This is a genomic window from Microbacterium sp. Y547, assembly GCF_057669785.1.
In genome coordinates this window covers 309,430-325,906 of sequence record NZ_JBYHFN010000005.1, presented here as the reverse complement: position 1 = coordinate 325,906, position 16,477 = coordinate 309,430, and the positions used below count along the sequence as shown (strand labels likewise).

General features: G+C 66.1%; 14 protein-coding genes. 6 read left to right on the top strand and 8 right to left on the bottom strand.

Going from position 1 to position 16,477, the window contains the following annotated elements; all coding sequences use genetic code 11:
- Nucleotides 1-166 precede the first annotated feature (166 nt).
- The 3 genes from AC25Y0_RS10780 (at nt 167) to AC25Y0_RS10770 (ending at nt 4,227) form a co-directional block, all read left to right on the top strand.
- A complete protein-coding gene (locus tag AC25Y0_RS10780) occupies nt 167-1,972 on the top strand; it encodes an AAA family ATPase (RefSeq protein WP_488134643.1) in 1,806 nt (601 codons plus the stop codon).
- A gap of 61 nt (nt 1,973-2,033) precedes the next feature.
- Nucleotides 2,034-2,822, top strand: coding sequence for a GHKL domain-containing protein (locus tag AC25Y0_RS10775; RefSeq protein ID WP_488134642.1), 789 nt, complete (start codon nt 2,034-2,036; stop codon nt 2,820-2,822).
- Nucleotides 2,809-4,227: a hypothetical protein gene (locus AC25Y0_RS10770; RefSeq protein ID WP_488134641.1), complete on the top strand. Its 1,419-nt coding sequence runs from the start codon at nt 2,809-2,811 to the stop codon at nt 4,225-4,227. Before AC25Y0_RS10775 ends, AC25Y0_RS10770 begins: the two co-directional genes overlap by 14 nt.
- A 463-nt stretch (nt 4,228-4,690) precedes the next feature.
- Here the strand turns inward: AC25Y0_RS10770 and AC25Y0_RS10765 are convergent, their stop codons facing one another.
- On the bottom strand, nt 4,691-4,870 hold the full coding sequence (locus AC25Y0_RS10765) for a helix-turn-helix domain-containing protein (protein ID WP_488134640.1): 180 nt from the start codon (nt 4,868-4,870) through the stop codon (nt 4,691-4,693).
- Between the two features lie 118 nt (nt 4,871-4,988).
- Here AC25Y0_RS10765 and AC25Y0_RS10760 point away from each other — a divergent pair, with 118 nt between their 5' ends.
- A complete protein-coding gene (locus tag AC25Y0_RS10760) occupies nt 4,989-5,633 on the top strand; it encodes a hypothetical protein (RefSeq protein ID WP_488134639.1) in 645 nt (214 codons plus the stop codon).
- A 452-nt stretch (nt 5,634-6,085) separates the two neighbouring features.
- Here the strand turns inward: AC25Y0_RS10760 and dacB are convergent, their stop codons facing one another.
- From dacB to AC25Y0_RS10730, 6 genes are all read right to left on the bottom strand, one after another.
- Nucleotides 6,086-7,666: a D-alanyl-D-alanine carboxypeptidase/D-alanyl-D-alanine endopeptidase gene (gene dacB / locus AC25Y0_RS10755; protein WP_488134638.1), complete on the bottom strand. Its 1,581-nt coding sequence runs from the start codon at nt 7,664-7,666 to the stop codon at nt 6,086-6,088.
- A gap of 3 nt (nt 7,667-7,669) precedes the next feature.
- Nucleotides 7,670-8,866, bottom strand: coding sequence for a serine hydrolase domain-containing protein (locus tag AC25Y0_RS10750; RefSeq protein WP_488134637.1), 1,197 nt, complete (start codon nt 8,864-8,866; stop codon nt 7,670-7,672).
- A 109-nt stretch (nt 8,867-8,975) separates the two neighbouring features.
- Nucleotides 8,976-10,355, bottom strand: a complete 1,380-nt coding sequence (locus AC25Y0_RS10745) for a helix-turn-helix transcriptional regulator (protein WP_488124119.1) — start codon at nt 10,353-10,355, stop codon at nt 8,976-8,978.
- 66 nt (nt 10,356-10,421) lie between these two features.
- Nucleotides 10,422-11,408, bottom strand: a complete 987-nt coding sequence (locus AC25Y0_RS10740; protein WP_488134636.1) for a hypothetical protein — start codon at nt 11,406-11,408, stop codon at nt 10,422-10,424.
- 50 nt (nt 11,409-11,458) lie between these two features.
- A complete protein-coding gene (locus AC25Y0_RS10735) occupies nt 11,459-11,722 on the bottom strand; it encodes a hypothetical protein (RefSeq protein WP_488134635.1) in 264 nt (87 codons plus the stop codon).
- Complete coding sequence (locus AC25Y0_RS10730; protein WP_488134649.1) at nt 11,715-13,127, bottom strand: OmpL47-type beta-barrel domain-containing protein; 1,413 nt, start codon at nt 13,125-13,127, stop codon at nt 11,715-11,717. The genes AC25Y0_RS10735 and AC25Y0_RS10730 overlap by 8 nt, the downstream gene beginning before the upstream one ends.
- Nucleotides 13,128-14,411: 1,284 nt before the next feature.
- On the opposite strand from AC25Y0_RS10730, the gene AC25Y0_RS10725 reads away from it, so the two are divergent.
- Nucleotides 14,412-14,807, top strand: a complete 396-nt coding sequence (locus AC25Y0_RS10725) for a hypothetical protein (protein ID WP_488134634.1) — start codon at nt 14,412-14,414, stop codon at nt 14,805-14,807.
- 33 nt (nt 14,808-14,840) lie between these two features.
- On the opposite strand, the gene AC25Y0_RS10720 is transcribed toward AC25Y0_RS10725, so the two are convergent.
- Nucleotides 14,841-15,182, bottom strand: coding sequence for a DUF6804 family protein (locus AC25Y0_RS10720; RefSeq protein WP_488124123.1), 342 nt, complete (start codon nt 15,180-15,182; stop codon nt 14,841-14,843).
- A gap of 163 nt (nt 15,183-15,345) precedes the next feature.
- Between AC25Y0_RS10720 and AC25Y0_RS10715 the strand changes: the two genes are divergently transcribed.
- Nucleotides 15,346-16,470, top strand: coding sequence for a cystathionine gamma-lyase (locus tag AC25Y0_RS10715; RefSeq protein WP_488134633.1), 1,125 nt, complete (start codon nt 15,346-15,348; stop codon nt 16,468-16,470).
- The last annotated feature ends 7 nt before the right edge of the window (nt 16,471-16,477 follow it).

The following is a 16,477-nucleotide window of genomic DNA, read 5'->3' as shown; positions in this document are numbered from 1 at the left end:
TACCCGTCAACCAAAGTAGGGGCAGTCCCCTTCGCTCGCCCAACACATGTCAGGCTTGCCCTGTGGCCGATGTGAACTGAGCACTCTTGTAATGTCTTCACCAGTGACGTACAGACTGAAGGGCTCGTGCATGTGGGTATCCCGACTTCGAGTCAACGGCGGATTCTTGAGCGGACTCGACGTGTCCTTCATCCGCGGCTTGAACGTCGTGATTGGCCCGCGCGGAGTCGGCAAGACCACCCTGCTTGAGCTGTTGCGACACGCCCTCGGCGCTGAGCACGCGGAAAAGCAACGGCGCGAGCAGCGTAACCAGTTTCTGGACGCTATTCTCGGCCCAGGGGAGGTGATCGTGGACCTCGAGTCCGAAGCCGGAGCGATTCAAGTCATCGTGGATAGCAAGGGGCGCGGACGCGACGACGACCTTTCTCAGTCGGTCCTTGTGCTTGGTCAGAGTGAGCTTGAGGATATTGCGTCTGACGCTGCGAACAGGCTGAAGTTGCTTGATCTCCGCGCCGGGGTAGATGAGATCACAGTTTCACGGGGGCAGCTAGGCCACATCACGCAGCGAATGTTTGGCGTTCGGGCGGAGCTCGCAAAGCGACGAGAAGAATCCCTGAAGCGCCCAGGGCTTGAGGCGGATCGTCAGATTTACCGGTCGCAAGAAGAGTCGCTCATCGGCGACGCGCAGGGGCCACTTGCGACTCAGCGCGACGCTCTTCGTGCTCTCGAATCACGCTCGAGTGAGCTCAACCGGCGCGCAGCCGCTCTGACCAAGGCTGCACGGGTGACAGACGAACTTCGCCTCACAGCTATCTCCGCCGCTCAACATGCTTCGCAGCTCGAGGACCTCGGCCGCGAGTTCATCTCAGACGACGCAGCATTTGCAGCGTCGCTACATCCGATCAACGTCGGTGTCGTCTCCTTGCAAACGGCGATCGAGCGCTTTGCGGCAGAGATCCGCTCCAAAGTTGAGGCTTCCTCCGCCGAGGAAGCGAAACTTCGCGAAGCGGCAGCGCCCGTACGGGAGTCACTTGAGCAGGCAGAGGCGGGCCTTGGCCAGCTCACAGCCCAGATCCGGAACATAGACGGTCAACTGGCGGAACTCGACGACAACGACACGCATATTGCCTCGCTATCGCGCGAACTAGCGTCCCTGATCAAAGAGCGAAGCTCACTTTTTGACCTAGTCGAGGCGGAGGAGGAGCGTGTTTATAGTGCTCGCCGGCTCGTAGCTGAGAGCACGTCACAACAGATTGACCAGCACATTGTGGTCGTGGTGGAACACCTCGCGGACGCCACTCAGCTTCGCGACCTGTTGACCGATGCGCTTCGCGGTACCCACACGCGGGCAGCTCTCATCGATTCATTGGCTGCCCGGGTTCTTCCTAGGCTTCTGCTGGAGCTCGTCGAGGCACACGACGTCGCTGGACTTGCCTCGGCAGGCGATCTCTCTGATGAGCAAGCACTGCGGGTAATCAGCGTCCTTGACTCGCCTGAAGAGCTGGCACGGCTGGCGCAGGTCTCACTCAAAGACAGCGTTGACTTCATGCTTCGGGATGGCGCAGTCGACAAGAGCGTCGACAACCTCTCAACCGGCCAGAAGTGCGCGGTAACCCTTCCGATCGTGCTTTCTGAGCGGGACCGTACCCTCATCCTCGATCAGCCAGAGGACCATCTCGACAACGCCTATCTCGTCGACCACGTTGTATCGGCCATGTCCAAGCGCACTGAAAATAAGGTGCAGACCATCGTGGCAACCCACAACGCAAACATTCCTGTCCTGGGTGAAGCAGGTCGCGTCTTCGTCCTGTCAAGCGATGGTCAGCGTGGTGCGGTACGTGAGTCGGGGAAGTTCGATGAGCCAGCTGTCGTTGACGCGATAACGACGATTATGGAGGGCGGTCGGGAGGCCTTCGAACGGCGGGCTCGGTTCTACGAACACCACGGGGAACCATCTCATGCAGGAGCCTGAGTGGCTGGACGAGGCAGTTCACTCCGCCTCGCCCTCGTCGCGACTTAGGGCTGCATCCTGGATGAAGAACCACCCCGACGTCATTCCGGTCGGCACAATCATGCGCGCGATGCAAAGGGAATCGGTGCCGCAGATCAGGCAGGTCTTCAACGATGTTCTGGAAACCAGGGCAGCTCTCACAACACCGGTCACCGGGGCTCCATCGAGCACAGAATCATCGAGTTCGCAATCAGCGATCCCTGAGCTAGCCCGCCTGATCAGGCACGAGTTATCGCCACCAATTGGCTGGATTCGGCGGGCTGGCAACCGCGAAATCGATGATTTTCGGCGAAGTGCTACCGGAGATGCGGTGAATCGTCTGGAGCGTCGGCTCGACGCCCTTATCTCGTTGATCCGCAGCGAGTCCGAACTGGAACTGGTGCAGTGCAACTTGGAGCGCGCATTGCGCGAGGCTTGGCCAGATCCCACGGCGCTCCCCACCTTCAGCGCCGCACCTGACACGGACCTTCGTCAGCCGGAGATCCGCACCGACGAAGGGCTTTTCGAGATACTCATGGCAAATGTGTATCAGAACGCGATCGATGCGGCACTAGAAGTGCCTGACGGACGTCCCATCCATGTGGCGTGGAGCATCGTCGCAGATCGGTTCTGGGTGCGTGTGTCGAATCCGTTCGCGGGCACTCAGTTCGATATACGAGACGTTGCGGCAACTGGGATTACCACAAAGAGTGGACACCAGGGCATCGGAGTGTCGCTCATCAAGACTGCAAGCACGCGGCTCGGTTACGGTTTCCGCGTCGCCGGAAGATCGGGGCTAGCCACTTTCACGCTAACCGGTGCGCGGGCCTGACGTGTCGAGACCACTGGCGGTTCTTGTAGACGATGACCCGCAGCAGCTAGCCGAGGCCTCGTCAGCTATAGAAGAAGCTGGCTTCGACCTGATCACGTTCGGAGCGGTTGGTGACGCCCTGAGTTTCATTGACATCAGCGAGGATTTCGTCGATCTCTTCGTGTTGGACCGCAAGTTGCCGATGCGAGCTGGTGAGCCAGCGGTGGACGAACTCGGAGATGAGTTGTTCCGCCTCGTATCAAGCGCGTATCCGGATGCGAGGATCCTCGTTTTCAGCGGCTACACCGACTTCGACCACGCACAGGAGTCCATGGAAGGAAGCGGACTCTTATTCGAGCGGGGCAGCACGCGCATCGGTCGCGTCAGTGTCCTGCGCAAGTCTCAGTTCGACAAGTTCGAGCGGCACCTGAGCGAGCTCCGCGGGGTGATAGCGGAGTTTGAACGCATCGAACTGACGGCTCCTGCGGCGAGGGATGCTCGGGAAAAGCGGGTGCTCCGCAGGATCGCTCACCATTATGAGGGGTCAGCCATCGCAGCTGAGCCGTTAACCGGAGGGCTTACCGGCGCAGGTGTGTGGCGATGCGGAATCACGACTCCGCGCGGCGCAGTCGCAATTGTTGTGGCAAAGTTGGGCCAGAACATCCCGTCTCCGGGCGGCCTTCAAGATCTGGTTCCCCGGGAGCGCATAGCCCGCCGCGTCGAGGTCATCAGCGGTCTGATGGGCGGGACCATCGTCAGCGTTCTCCAGCTCGCCGGCGAGTCCCCGACACCGCTCATGGCGCTGTTGTCTAGCGAGGACTTGCGCGCCGCGACGATGGTCGACAGTCTCCGTGTGACACTCGATCGCTTGGAGACGTCACCGACGGTAACCGTGCCTCTTCGAGAGATCGTGGAACAGATCATCGACTGGGACATCTTGGCAACGGAGCTATCGAAGATTGGGGTCGAGCCGCCTCGGCCGGATCTGTGGACCTCGACATCGACCGTCATGAGCCACACCGACCTTCACGCCGGGAATGTGCTGATTTGCGATGGCGAGCCGGTCATCATTGATTCAGACGAGAACGTGTTCTCAAGCGCCCTGCGCGATCCGGTGGTGCTTCTGCTGTCGGCGTGGGTTCATCCAGATTCTCCGCTTCTGGGAGGGGACTGGCCTTCAGTCGATGACCTGACCACGCGCTTCGGGGAAGTGACATTCTCGCTCAACTCGCCCTCACCTGCATGGTGCGCTTCAGTGCTGCGCTGGATCGCTGATCGCTCATCATCGCGCCGCGAGTTCTGGGCCATAGTCATGGCGTACAGCGTCCGACAGATGCGGTTCAAGAATGTTCGAGATGATTCGGCCCTACAAGACCGCGTCAACGCGCTGGCTGCGCTGGCAGCGCAGAAGCTTCAGGAAGAATGATGGCGAGTCAAAGCGCGACGACACCAGCTGGCGGACCAGTTCGCGGCGCCTTGATCGCAGGGCAGGTAGAAAAGCTCAGTCGCGTAGCGCGGCGGCTCGACTGCAAGTCGCCCGTCTGCCAGGGTGGCTGTGATGATCAACGCCACCACTCCTGACGACGATTCGACACCCAACCGCGACATTGCCGATGAAGCGCCCGCAACGCCTAGCTTCCACGAACTCCGCAAGCGTGCCACTCAAGCGGGCCTCCGCATCGTCAGATCCCGCGAGCGCCTCCACGGAGTCTCCGGACTGTACACAGCGGTCAAGCCGGACCTGAACGGACGCGGCACCGACCCCGACGGAGAAAGGCAGCAGCGGCGGCGTTCGCGAGTGGGAACGGCATGACCTTGGAGGAGCTTTCGAAGGTGCTTCCCTCCGGCTGAGCGCCGGCACGAGGGCAGCTCCGCCAGCCGCGCCGGTTTCAGGCGTTGATCCCGAACACGCGTAGCAGCGGGACGCGGGGGATCATTCGGCGCGGCCCTAGCTGGACCGTGGGGATGGTCCCGCTCTCGATGCCGAGCTTGATCGTGCGGTAGTCGACGCCGACGAGCTTGGCGGCATCCTTCATCGTCAGAGCAAGGTGCTCCGGTGAGTGGTTCATAGCCCTTCCTTCCTTGAGCCAGCACTGTCAGTCTCCCTTCGTCGCAAAGTACCACAACTTTGAGCCAAGATCGACAGTCTTCTTCGCGAATCGCGCGTGACCTGGAATAGTGGGCTCCATGGCAGACGTCGAGGCATACGACATTAGCGACGAACGCATCGATCTGGGCAGCCACGTAACGTTGCCGAAGTCTTGGTATGCGCGCGTATCGGGGGAGCAGGACGTGCCCGGCACGATCACCGTGCGCGTGGAGTGGGATGCTGCGCTCGGCCGCATTGCTGTCGTGTTTGCCGCCCTCGAACGCGAAGGGGAAGGCGTCGACATCACCAGCCAGATGCTCCGCGAGGTGCGCACACATTGGATCATGACGAGGTCGGCGCTCGAGGTCGTCACGGTCGACGTCAGCGGGGAGGGGGTTGGCGACCGCGACCGCATTTCAGTGCAAGAGTTCCTCAGCCGCGTGCTGGCGAAGGAGGAGCGCGAACCGTTGGAGTCCCTGTACGCCGCGATCGCCGTCTATCGCGTCGCGACGGCAATCAGCTACCCCCCGCTCAAGCTCGTCTCCGACACTCTCAAGATCAGCCAGAGCACCGCGACCCGCCTCATGACGCGCGCCCGGGATGCCGGTCTCGCGCCGGAGGTGCGGATCCAGGAGCCGCGGCGGGCGCCGGCGGTTGACCCGTACAACCCGGGCCGGCCGTATGACCCATCGGCCCCGCACCACGGACCGTCCGGGACTGGGGGTCCGTCGATCGGGCGATGAGCAGGCCGCGGCGGGTGCATCCGGCGACCTCCCGCCGATTCGTGTCAGCGACGCCACGTTGAGCATCTTGCTCAGGTCTAGCAGATCTTGCAGCCATCTACTACGCAATGTGCTCATTTGGCGCTGACTGAGATCGCGGTTGGTTTCGGAGCCGGTCGGCGTGCTTGGCAGGCGTCTGACTCGCCTGATTTTCCAAGGGTTTTTGCCCACATTTTGCCCGCAAACTGTTCGTCGCGACCTGTTTTCGGCGGTTGCGCGATGTTGGTGGACTCCTCCGGATCCCGCATAATTCCGCGGTTTTCGCCGGTTTGCGTCGGATTGAGCATTATGCTCAATGTGTTCGAGTCCCTCCAGGGGTACAGCCCCGGCGCCCTCCCGGACAGGAGCTCCCCGCGAGCTCGCAGCGCGTCGGTGCACATCACCGCCAGGTACGCAGAGCCGGCCTACAACCCTCAATAAGCCTGCTGTATCGCCGCAACAACCGCGCCGACGTCATCGTTCGCCGCGAACACCCCATTGATATCCGAGGCGAAGCCCTGGTTCATGATGATCACGAACACGAGGTTGCGGCCGCTCTGGGCTTCCATGTCTCCGCCGAGCGCCTTGGTGTTGACGCGGTAGCGGCCGTTCGCCTCATCAGCGCCGAGCAGTGTGCCGGTCTTGGCGAACACCTTGCCGGCGGCGCTGCTGTCGGGCTGCACGGTGGCGAGCGATCCGTCGACACCGAGGATCGGCATCGTGGCCCGCCAGAGGTCGCCGTCGGGGCGCTTCAGCATGATCGACTGCGCCTCGACCCCGTTTCGGGGAGTGACGTAGTTGCCGACCAGACCTGACCCGTCTACGAGCGAGATCCCGGTGGTGTCGAGCCCGGCATCGGTCCAGATCTTCTGCAGCTCGGTCAAACCGGCGCTGCAGTCGTCCTTGCCCGCGGCTGCCGACAGCATGCACACGTACGCCTGCGCGCCGCGGTTGTAGCTGATCTTCATGACGTACTTGGCTTGCTCAGACAGCGGCAGCGAGTCGAACTCGGCCACCGAGGGCAGCGCGTCGACGTCTTCTTTCGAGGGCAGCGACGCCGTCGAGTTGACCGCGATCGGGTCGCCGCCGACGGTGACTCCGGCACGCGCGAGTGCCTCGATGAACGCCGTGCGGGCGAACGTCGCGGGGTCGTCCAGCGCGAACACCTTGAGTACGGGCTCGCTGTCGGCGGCAATCGTGCCGCCGACAGTGATCGCGCCGCCGCCCCCGTCGGCCGGGTTGGTGACAGCGAAATCGGCGCCGGCATCCACCGTCTGCACGTCGCTCACGATGCGCCAGGGCGACACCTGCGGGCTCATCTCGACCGTCGCCGGCTCGCCGGGTGCCCCGGGCGTGACGAGCACGTCGATCAGGTTCTGGTTGACCACGATCGGGGTGATCGGCTCGCCCTCGAGCGTGCCCTGGAAGAGACGGTCATCGACCACGACGGTTCCAGACACCGCGTCGATTCCGGATGCCTTGACCTGAGCCGCGAGGTCGTCAAGGCCCGTCAGGGGGTCTTCGGTCGTGAGCGTGGCTCCCGGCAGCGGGTTGGCGTCGTTGTGGTCGAGGTTCGTGTAGTCGACGGTGCCGTCGGCCTTCGTGCGGCCGCCGAGCGTGAAGTCGCCCTTGCCGACGAGCACGAGGTCGCCGTCCAGGGTGCCCGCCGTGACCTCGCCGGTGCTCTTGACCGGGGTCGTGATGACGTAGTCGGGCCCCCACTTGAGCCACGCCGCGCCGACGCTGTACGTCTTCGTGAATGACGCGGGCTCGCTCATCTTGTCGCCGTCGAGGTCGAGCAGCACCTCTCCGGTGTCGAGGTCGCGCACCGACATCAACCAGCTCGCGTGGGAGTACTGCGGCTGGTTCATCACCTTGAGCGCAGCCTCGGGCACGGCGGAATCGCTCGTCGTCGATGCGGGGCTCGGGGCGCCGACGGTGCAGGCGGTCATCAGCCCACCGATGAGCACGAGAGTTACCGCGGCGGCGGTCCAACGGACGGGGGAGAGGGGCACGTGCTACTCGCTGTCTACGATGGCGGCGAGGCGTCGGAACGTCTCGTCGGCGGGGTGTACGCCGTTTTCGGCATTGGATTCGTTCGTGTATACGACGATGCTGGCGCCGCTGTCGGGGTTGTGGAAGACCGCGACGGTGAAGCCCAGTCCCTCGCCGTTGTGGCCCCACCATCCGTCGGTCTCGCCGATCCCGAGCGCGTACTGGCCGTACGGCGGGCCCGCGTCCAGCGGCGCTCCCATGAGACGCTCGGCCTGCGTCTCAGGCGAGAGCAGCGCACCCGTGGCGAGAGCCTCGACCCACGTGCGGGCGTCGTCGACCGTGCTGATGAGCGACCCGGCCGGGCCCAGGATCGAGAAGTTCTGCTCGAACGGCTCGCGCGGCTCGTCGGGGGGTCCGTAACCGAGCGGATGCGGCTCGGTCCAGGTGCTGACATCGAGGATGTACCGGGTGTCGTCGAGCCCGAGCGGCGTCAGGATCCTCTCGTCGATGACCTCGGCATACGGCTGGCCGGTCACCTTCTCGATGACCGCGCCCAGCAGGTTGGTGTTCGCGTTCGTATAGACGTGTTTCGCGCCCGGTTCGAACTGCGCGGGCTGGCCGAGCACGAAGCCGTTGAGCTCTGCGAGCGTGAACATGCGCGTCTGGTCTTCGAGGAAGACCGTCTGGAACTCGTCCGTCGTGTAGTCGGGGTTGCCGCTGGACATGCCCGCGAGCTGGCGCAGCGTGATGCGGTCGCCGTTCGCGACATCGGCGACGTACTGGTCGAGCGTGTCATCGAGCGACACCTTGCCCTCGTCGACGAGCTGCAAGAGGAGCGTGACCGTGAACGACTTCGTCACACTGCGGATGGGCCATGACATGTCGAGTGTCGGTGCAGCGCCGCCGTCGATATCGGCCAGGCCTGCGGCCGTCGTCCACGAGCCTTGACCCGGAATCCAGACGCCCACCAGAGCGCCCGGCACATCGAACTCGGCCATGCTCTCATCGAGTGTCTTCTGCAACTCGGCCTGCAGCTCGGCCGGCAACTGCCGGTCGGCCGCAGAGGCCGAGGGGGCGGATGACGACGCCGGGCCGGTGCCCGGTGTCGCGGCGCAGCCGCCCAGTGCGACGGCCCCGGCGACGACGATGACGGTGGACAGGATGGCTGTGCGCATGCCGCGTCGGCGCGCGGGTGTGCCGAGAGCCGTGAAGCCGAACACGAGAGACCCCCCAGGTCGAAGAGGGCTCCAAGCTAGCGACTTCGGGATCACGCGCAGTAGCGACCTAGGTCCCGTTCTCGCTGAGGCCCGCGAGAAACGGGCCTGGATCTCACGTCTCGGCGGCCGCGAGGTAGAGCACGACAGCCTGCACGCGGCGGTGCGCCTCGGCATCCATCGGCAGATCCAGTGCCTGATAGATGCGCGAGACGTGCTGCACGACCGACTTCTCGGCGACGAAGAGCTTGGCGGCGATGCTGGCATTGCTGCGCCCCTCGGCCACCAGCGCGAGCACCTCTCGCTGACGCGGAGTGAGCGAGCGAAACACGGCGTCACTGCCCAGCGACCGGCCGACCATGATCTGTTTGGTGGCGAGCAGGTCGGTGCTCAGGCGTTCGCGCTCGACGGCGATGGCGACGATACCGCCCGCCGCGGCGACGAGGCCCGCGTCGGTGATCAGGCCCGCGTCGTAGACGATGATGCCGACGACCTCACCGCGGACGACGATGTCGCTGCGCCCGCGGCGCGGGTCTGCGTGCTCGTCGATCACGCGGCCTTCGGCGTCGGCGAAGACGCCCTTCTCATCGGAGCGGAAGTACAGCTCGAGCGACGGGTCGCCGAGGGCCCGCGAGAGGGCGTCCGACAGACGATCGCCCGACACCGAGGCATCCCCGAGCCACGTGCCGAGCTCTTCGAGGCCGCCCGTGCGCGGAAAGCCGCCGCGCAGCAGCCCGAAGACGAAGGCGATCGGCACGCCCGAGACCACGACGAACTGCGACATCGCGAGCACCAGCGGGTCAACGGGCACCAGGGCGCGCACGAGCGAGAGCAGGGGAGTGAACGCCACGGCGAAGATGCTGTAGGCCAGCAGCGGCACGAGCATGCGGCGATGGATGGGCTCGGCGCGCAGAAGCCGCCCCACCAGGATCACCACGGCGGCGATCGTGACGGTCGCCCCCGCAACGGTCTGGGCGAGCTTCGTCACCTCGACGACCGTGGGGGCGTCCGCGATGGCGAGCGGCGGAAACGCACTGTTCGGGTCGAAGAGGTAGAGCGGTATCTGCAGGACGAGCGACACGACATAGGTGCACCACACCGCTACCCGCGTGGCGGGTGTCTCAAGCCGTCCGGTGGGAAAGGCGAGCACGAGATGAATCACCGCCGCCAGTGCGAGCGTGGCGAGGATCGTGCCGAGGGCCTGCAACAGCGGAACCCCGGTCGAGCCGAGGCCGCCCACCAGCACCGCCGCCCCGGTCCAGATCATGAGGGCACCCATGGCGTTGCTCGGCCGACGCTGCCAGGCGATGATTCCCGCGACGGCATATATCGCGAATCCGAGGGGTGAGATCAGGGTGACAGCGTCGTCGGGGGTGACCTGCGGCCACAGGATCGCGACGACGATGATCACGACGAAGGCGCTGAGCGCGCCGATCGCGACGAGCGCTCGATCCAGGGAGCGGGTGCTGTTCGGAAGGATCCGGGCGTGACTCATGGGGATCCTTCGGTGGTTCACAAGTTGTCTGGTCAAGGCCCCGGGCGAGCCGTGCGAGCCATTCCGTTATCGGGTCGGCCGATTCAACGCCACCACGAACGGCGCCCACGTGCGCGCGTTCTGGAACCTGCGCTCCCGGATACGGAACGGCGTCTCTGCGGTATAGGTCGCCGCGGTTCCCACCCCCGGAACCATCGTGTCCAGCACACCCTGGGCGACGGGGACACCGATCGACCGAAAGACGTGCGGATCCTTCACGTACCGCTCGGCCAAGGCATCCACGGCGTCGAACGCCGCCTGAGAGATCTCGTTCGCGAGGCTGATCCCGTCGGTGACCGGTGCATCGATGGAGAGGAGGTACTGCCGGAACTCAGCGACATCGCGGCGATCGCGGATGTCCTCGAGCCCTTCGTGGTACGAACCGGACGGGCCGAGGATGTTGGGCACTTGTAGGGCCGCCAGCTGTGTCGCTGCGGCGCGCTTCGTCGCGCTGAAGTATTGGCTGTCGGCCAGCTCGCGCTCGAGCTCGTTGTTCAGCGCTTCTTGGGCTGGCGAACCCAAGATGACGTCGGTGTGACTCAGGCCGAGTTCGGCAACGACCCACAGGTCACGCAATGCGTTGTCGAGTCGCATGCCATTGCCCACGACCTCGGTCTGCCCGACATGCAGGTTTCTCGTGTGGTTGTCGATCGCGAACTCGCCCGAGGCCGGCCCGCACATCTCCGCTGAGATGTCGGCGAAGAGCTGGAAGCTGGGACTGTCCAACCACTCGGCGTCACCTGCTGCGTCGAACGCGTCGAGCGCGGTGACGGCGGCGTCGATCGACGGGGGGTCGTCGGTGAGGAAGCGGACATAGGGAAGGTCGCGCATATCCGCGGGGCAGAACTGCGGCGCCAGAAACACGAGCTCGTCGTAGCAGAGGAGCAGCCCCAGCACGTTCTCGAGAACCGGGTTGGGACTGCTGCCGTCGCGCTCATCCACCCGCGGTGCCGGATTGCGGTAGTCGTAACCGAACGGACCGGCCAGCCCGATGTATGCCGCATTCTTCGCCACCGCCGAATGCTACAGCTTCGCGCGGACCGGCTGGAAATGCCCGCCCCCGTCTACTCTTCGTCGACGTAGAGGCGGCCGTCGTCGCTGCGCACCCGCAGGACGACGAAGCCGCGGACGTCCCGCTCTGAGACGGGCACCGGGCCGCACGGACGGGCACTCCCTGTGGTCGAAGGGGTGCGCGCGGTGCCCTCGTTGTCCGAACCCTCGTCGTTCGGGGTTTCGCCACATCCGCAGTCGGCGTCGCGTGGTTGCGTCCTGCCGTCGACCGGGCGCCCGGCGGTATGCGGCAGCGCGCGCTCGCTGCGCTCATCCACGTCTCGCTCGGTGCGCTCCTCTTCGCGCTCGCGCTCCTCCTCGCGTTCGCGTTCCCGCTCCTCGCGTTCCNCGCTCCTCTTCGCGCTCGCGCTCCTCCTCGCGTTCGCGTTCCCGCTCCTCGCGTTCCCGCTCGCCTTTCTGCTCCTCGCGTTCGCGCTCGCGCTCCTCTTCGCGTTCGCGTTCCCGCTCCTCGCGTTCGCGCTGCTCCCGCTCTCGCTCCTCGCGCTCGCGCTCCCGCTCGCGCTCCGGATCCGCATCCCGGCACGGCCCACACGTCCCCGTCCCCGACTCGTGCACGACGATCGAGTAGTCGTCGAGGGCATCCCACCGCGCCTTCACGACGCGCCGAGCTTCTCCGCCGCCGATCGCGACGAGTTGGCGCACGCCGAGCAGGGGGTGAGCGGCGTTGCGACCCACGAGGCGCTCGAACACCATCGTGTTGCGCTCGCTGCGTCGCCGCCACTCGTCGCGCTCGCCTTCGGGCGAGTCGATGGGCCGCACCTCGTCTGCGCTCTCGCGCGCGTGCCGGTAGTCGTCGTACACGAGCGCGATCACGCTCGCCTCGTACGCGAACGGCGAGCACCGCACTTTCAGATGCAGCGTCGTGGTGTTGTCGGCACGATCACGCACCTCGTAGACGCGCGTCTCGGCGGTGTCCGAGCCGAAGGGCGTCCACTCCGTGTCGGCGCGGGATGCCGGTGCGATCGGTCCCGTCGCCACTCCCGAGAGCGCGTCCCGCCCCTGCACGAGGATGTCATCGATGTCGGGGGCGTAGAAGATCTCGATCTCGGGCGCCGTCAGGTCGACCGCGACGACAAGCCGCTGCTGCGGCTCGACGTTCTGCGACCGGTCGACGGAGTGAAAATCGACCGCGTGCGAGCCCTCGCTCGCCACGCCGATCGGCGTCGAATACGTCATCGGCCCGACGCCGTCGAGGCGGTATTCGGTGCGCGCGACACCCGACATGTCGTCGGTCGCGGTCAGCTGCACGGCGATCGGCGTGCGGTTCCAGCCCGCCGCGTTCGGCGGAGGCGACACGATCGCGGTCGTCGTGGGAGGGGTCGTGTCTGGCGGCAGGATCTGCGCCTGCAGCTGCGGTGTGAGCTCGGGCAGCAGGAGCGACACGGTCGGAGGCTCATACCCGCCCGAGCCGATCGCCCCGCCGCGCAGCCGCAGGATCTGCCAGTCGTTGCACGGCTGCAGGGTCGTCTGCGCGCCGTCGTTGTTGGTGTCCACCGACAGGTTCACGGCGGTGGCGAGACCATCGCCGTTCCAGTCGATGGGCGCGGCGGCATCCGCCACCTGCACGAAGCCCGCGGGGGCGGTGGGGGTCGCCGGCAGCCAGCGCGACGTGGCGTACCCGGCTGAACCTGGCCCCAAACCGACCGTCTCGTTGAGTGCCATCTCGCTGAGGACCGCCAGCGCGACGCTCGAGTAGTCCAGGACGAATGCGCCGCCTCGGCGGATGCCCGACATCTGCCAGAGATAGCTCATGACGCTCGGGTAGTTCGCTTTGAAGTTCACCCCGTCACTGCCGCCGTGATCCAGGCCGAGCGCGTGACCGAGCTCGTGCATGAAGGTGCCCGCCACGTTCATGTCGGTGATCGGCGGGGCGAACGTGCCGAGGCTCACGATGAAGTCCGACCCGGGCATATTGCGGGCGACGCCGCTGTTTCCCACCGAGCCGATCTGATGACACGCCACGGCGTAGCGGAAGATCGGACCGCGCCCTGAGGCGAGGTGCCCGCCGGCACGGCCCTTGAGCTTGTCGAAATCGGTCCAGTCGTAGTTGATGCCCGCGGCGTCCGGACTCGTCGTGCCCAGCTGCGCGACGTGCCCCACCGACGCGGCACGGCTGAGGGGCCCCCACGTCGCGCCGGTCGTCGGATTCAGGATGCTGGTGGGCCCCGCATCCACGTGCAGATTGATGCCCACAGCCCCGTTGCGTGCCACGTACGGCGCATTCGCGAACGCATCGATCACCAGCCGGATCGCAGCGTCGCTCGGGCGGTGCGAGTGGGTGGCGTCATCCATCCAGTCGAGGTGCACGAAGATGTCGGGCTTGCCGACCGTCGCACCCATCGCGGGCAGGTCGACGAACTGCGGTCCCGAGCCGTCGCCGGGGTCGATCGTCGCGCCCGAGGTCTTCCACGAATCAGGGATGCCGTCGCCCGTCGTCGACGCGTCGGCGATGACCCAGTGCGCCGTCGCGTCGTTGCCCGACCCGTCGCCGGCGCGCGCCACGGTCAGCACCTCGGGACCGGACTGGTCGAAGTTGTTGCTGCCGATGTACGGGTTGTCCCAGTGCAGGCGCACGAGACCCGTCGCTCCCGGCGTATCGAGCCGGTACCAGACCGTGCCCTCGGTTCCCGTCGCGATGCCGTCAGACTCGGCGACCCACTGGGCCGTCGTGCCGGGCTCGATCCGCGGCGGCGGCGGCGAACCCCAGATGCCGTGCTGCACGCTGTCGTGATCGAACACGAGAGCCACATCGATGTCGAGTTGGACCTTGATGGTCACGCTGCGTGCAGCCATGACTCCTCCTTGCGCGTGAAGGGCGCTGAATGCGGTCACAAGAAAAAGAGGGATGGCGGGTGGCGGCTGATACGGGCAGATGGGTCGTGGGTCAGGTGCTCACGAGCGACGGCGGGTTCAGCCTGCGCTGACGCCGCCCGCTACGGTGAGCCCATGCCCTTCGCCCTCGTGCTCACCGTCGTTCTGGCGCTGCTCGCGATCTTTCAGATCGCCCTCATTGCGGGGGCGCCGCTCGGGCGCTTCGCGTGGGGCGGGCAGCGCAGGGTGCTTCCCCGTCGCCTGCGCATCGGCAGCGCCGTCTCGGTGCTCGTCTACGCGCTCATCGCCCTCATCGCGTGGGACCGGGTCGGCGTCGTCCACGTGTTCCCCGAGCCGTTCAGCCAGATCGCGATGTGGGTCATCTTCGCCTACTTCGTGCTCGGCATCGCCGTGAACGCGATCTCACGCAGCAGACCCGAGCGCTACACGATGGCGCCCGTGTCGCTCGTGCTCGCGGTGATGTCGTTCTTCATCGCGATGGGATACGGCGCGATGGCGATGGCGATCTGACCGGGGCTGACGCCGGGGGAGACCCCCCGCGGGTCAGGGCATCGGCCTCGGGGTCTTGATCAGCGCGCCGGCGGAGAGGAACGTCGCCGTCGCGGCGATGTTCACGCCGATCCACCACGGTCCGTCGAAGACGATCGGGTAGAGCGGGTTCCACACCACGGCGATCGCGAGCATCGGCAGGGCCCACCACCACTGCCCCGCCTGCACGGCGAACCAGCCGATGATCACGGCGAGGATCGCGATGATGAAGCGTGCCACGAGGTAGAGCTCCTGATCGACGAGCGCGATGCCGGCGATGCAGACGATCGAGGCCAGGATCCCCGGGGCCAGGGCGTTGCGCTGGAAGGCGGGTGATGGCGTCGGACGTGAGGACACCAGTGGCTCCGTTCGTGGGCGAGAGGGTCAGTCGACTGTACGACGGGAGGGCAGCAGTGGGCGATTCGGGCGGGCGCGGTCGTGGGCCACGCGGGGTGTCGGGGATCCGTGTGAAAATCTGAGCGTCCGACGATGTCGCGTCGGCTGCCGGAAGGAGTGAACCGTGGACGCATTCGCCGAGCCCTCGTTTGCCGAGGTGCTGCACCATCGTGCGCAGACGCTGCGCCCCGGCGAACCCCTCTCGCCGCCCGTCGTCTCGGCGAGCACGTTCGTGCTGCCGGGAGACCCCACGGGCATCCCGTACCAGTACGGACGGATGGGCTCGCCGACGTGGACGGCCCTCGAAGACGCGCTGTCGCTGCTCGAGCGCGCCGAGACGGCGATCTTTCCGTCGGGGATGGCCGCGATCGCGGCCGTGCTGCTGACGCATCTGCGTCCGGGGGACCGCGTGCTGCTCCCGAGCGACGGCTACTACACGACGCGCCTCATCGCCGACAAGTACCTCGAGACGATCGACGTCGAGGTCGAGCTGTGCGCGACGCGCGACTACGCCTCGGTCGACGTGGCGGGATTCCGGCTCGTGTTCCTCGAGACGCCCTCGAACCCTGCTCTCGACGTGTGCGACATCGCCGACATGGCGCGCCGTGTTCACGACGCGGGCGGACTCCTCGTGGTCGACAACACGACCATGACGCCTCTGGGGCAGCGTCCGCTCGATCTCGGCGCCGATGTCGTGGTGGCATCCGACACGAAGGCGGTGAACGGGCACTCCGACGCACTCCTCGGTCACGTCGCGAGCCGCGACGCCGGTGTCATGGAGCGGGTGCGCGACTGGCGCAAGATCACGGGCGGCATTCCGGGGCCGTTCGAGGCGTGGATCGTGCACCGCGGCCTCGAGACGCTCGAGGTGCGATTCGACCGCATGTGCGCGAGTGCCGCCGTGATCGCCGAGCGGCTCGTCGACGTGCCGGGCGTGGTCGAGGTGGCGTATCCCGGCCTGTCGTCGCACCCGCAGCGCGAGATCGCCGAGCGGCAGATGCTGCGGTTCGGGTCGCTCATCGGGATCACCCTCGACACCGTGGATGCCGCCGAGCGATTCATCGAGCGAGCACGTTTCGTCGTGCCGTCGACGAGCTTCGGGGGTGTGCACTCATCGGCCGAGCGCCGGGCGCGCTGGGGCGACGACGTGCCCGACGGCTTCGTGCGCCTGTCGGTCGGCTGCGAGCCGACCGAAGAGCTCTGGGCCGACATCGCGCAGGCGCTCTCGGACACCGCGACCGGTCGCTGAGCGGTGG